The organism is Lapillicoccus sp. (assembly GCF_025353065.1).
GTDB lineage: Bacteria > Actinomycetota > Actinomycetes > Actinomycetales > Dermatophilaceae > Lapillicoccus.
Genome location: NZ_JANXRJ010000213.1, coordinates 1 through 2,003, shown reverse-complemented (window position 1 = coordinate 2,003; position 2,003 = coordinate 1). Strand labels below are relative to the sequence as shown.

Genomic DNA, 2,003 nt, shown 5'->3' with positions numbered 1-2,003 from the left:
CCCACCGAAGCCCTCAACGGACGACTCGAACACCTACGGGGCATCGCCCTCGGCTTCCGCAACCTCACCAACTACATCGCTCGATCCCTCCTCGAGACCGGCGGCTTCAGACCCCAACTACACCGCCATCTGTGAAGAGCCACTAAACGGTTACATCTCTGCTTTGGCTGCGAACAACGTCAAGGCACGCAAGGGTCCCAGCTATGGAATCGATGAAGAACTGATTACCCCGAATCCGTTGGACCGTTAAGTATCAAAAGAACGGGTATGTCCAATACACAACCCGTAAGGGTGGGCAGTCACAGTCACAGCCGCAGCCGGGACCCTCGGCGGGGGCGGCTGATGAGTCGCTGGTCGAACGGTGGTGGCATGGGACCCTCCTTCCGTCTTGGCTCAACTGGCCGGGACCAGGTGCGCCGCTGTCTCCTGGAGTAAGGGTTCCCCTTGGACCTATTCTTGTCCCATGACCTCCCTCGGTGCTGCGGATCCCAGTCACCTCTTCCTGACGTTTGATGTCGCCATCCCGGACGTGGGTTCGGCTGCTCTCTTGTTCGAGGAGTGGCTGCACGAGGTGATGCCGATCCTGGACCAACGATGCTACGAGGTGGCCTGTGAGGCGCCCGAGCTGATCACCTTCCGGCCACCTCGCCTTCCGGTCCCGATAAGGGGTGAACCGAATGGTGCGTGGATCGCGGCGTGGGTCAGAGGAGAGGGTGTCGGAGGCGGCAGCCGGAGCTTCGCTGCCAGCCAGCAGGCGTTGCTTGCCCACTTCAAGACCATGCAGGTTGGGGAAACATTACTCATGGACTTCCGGGCGATGGGTGCCGATGGCTACCCGGCGGGACTGGGCCGTTCTGGCTTCATGGACTTCGGCCTCGAGCCTTCTGCCGGGGCCGGCGTGGTTGCCCGCCTTTGGGTCAGGACCGAGTACTGGGAGCGCCTCTTCGCGGGCATGCATGTCGTCAAGGACCTCGTCGACGACTACCGGGTACTGCGGGGGTGCGGCGGTATCCGTGAGGACGTGTTCGCCGAGCAGTGGGCGTCGACCTTTGGTCAGGATGAGGACGACGTCAGGGGGAGGACTGACGTCGTCACCACCTACAACTGGATCACCCTGGTCTCGGCAAGCCTCACCGCTGAGATCGCCGACGGCCGGTTGGTGTCGGGGCGGCAAACGCTGGCCGAGTGCGACGTCCTGACGTCAGGGGCGCTGTGGCTCAAGGCGACCGCCGACCCACGGGACTACGGGCCTCGGGCAGCAGCCGTCGTCGAGGTCCTGGACGCGGTGCTGCCCGAGGGCAAGCCCGCACCGTCGTGGATCCCTCAGGCCTACGCCCCTCTGGTGACGGACGAGATCGAGGAGGTCAGTGATGGGATCGTCTGAGTGGCACCACATCGTGGCCTTCGAGCCGGACATCGCGGCCGTACTGGTGCGCCTGCAAGAGGCCGAGTTCGCCGCCGGTGAGTACTTCTGGGAGGGCGACGGCGTCGACGGTATCGACCGACCGGAGAGCATCGAGGCGCTGCTGGACGACCAGCCCGCGTCCGGCACCCACAGCATCATCGACATGTTCGAAGGGGTCAGTGACGAACCCCGGTTCGGCGTCGTCGCGCCCCTGAGCGAAGCGCAGTTGATGACCGCCTTCGACACCCTCCACCCCGACCTGGACGCGGTACGGCGATGGGCGCAGTCGTCAGCCATCGACGAGTGGCTTCCCAACTGGTACGGCGGGTACGTCGTCGCCGGACCACCCGACGCGCCGACCGGGATCTGCTTCGCAGGCTTCTCCGGCGACTGACCCGGCCACCGTAAAATGCCGCCCCAGGATTAAACTGTGAGCCCACGGATTGGATCCAGACTTTTGGGTAATGTTTGAACCCGCGGGCTAGGGCGTGTCTCCAAAAGTCTGGGGGTGGGCTGGGTGATTCTGGGGTCATGTCGCGTACTCAGGTCCTGAATGATGCCCAGTGGAGTCGGATCGTGCCGTTGCTGCCGACCTCGG

General features: G+C 64.1%; 2 protein-coding genes and 1 pseudogene. All 3 read left to right on the top strand.

Annotated elements, in window-relative coordinates:
* Positions 1–135: pseudogene (locus tag Q0R63_RS16280) on the top strand (ISL3 family transposase); the annotation flags it as partial.
* A 328-nt stretch (positions 136–463) separates the two neighbouring features.
* On the top strand, positions 464–1,384 hold the full coding sequence (locus tag Q0R63_RS16275) for a hypothetical protein (protein ID WP_295699526.1): 921 nt from the start codon (positions 464–466) through the stop codon (positions 1,382–1,384).
* Complete coding sequence (locus Q0R63_RS16270) at positions 1,371–1,799, top strand: hypothetical protein (RefSeq protein WP_295699524.1); 429 nt, start codon at positions 1,371–1,373, stop codon at positions 1,797–1,799. Before Q0R63_RS16275 ends, Q0R63_RS16270 begins: the two co-directional genes overlap by 14 nt.
* Positions 1,800–2,003 lie beyond the last annotated feature (204 nt).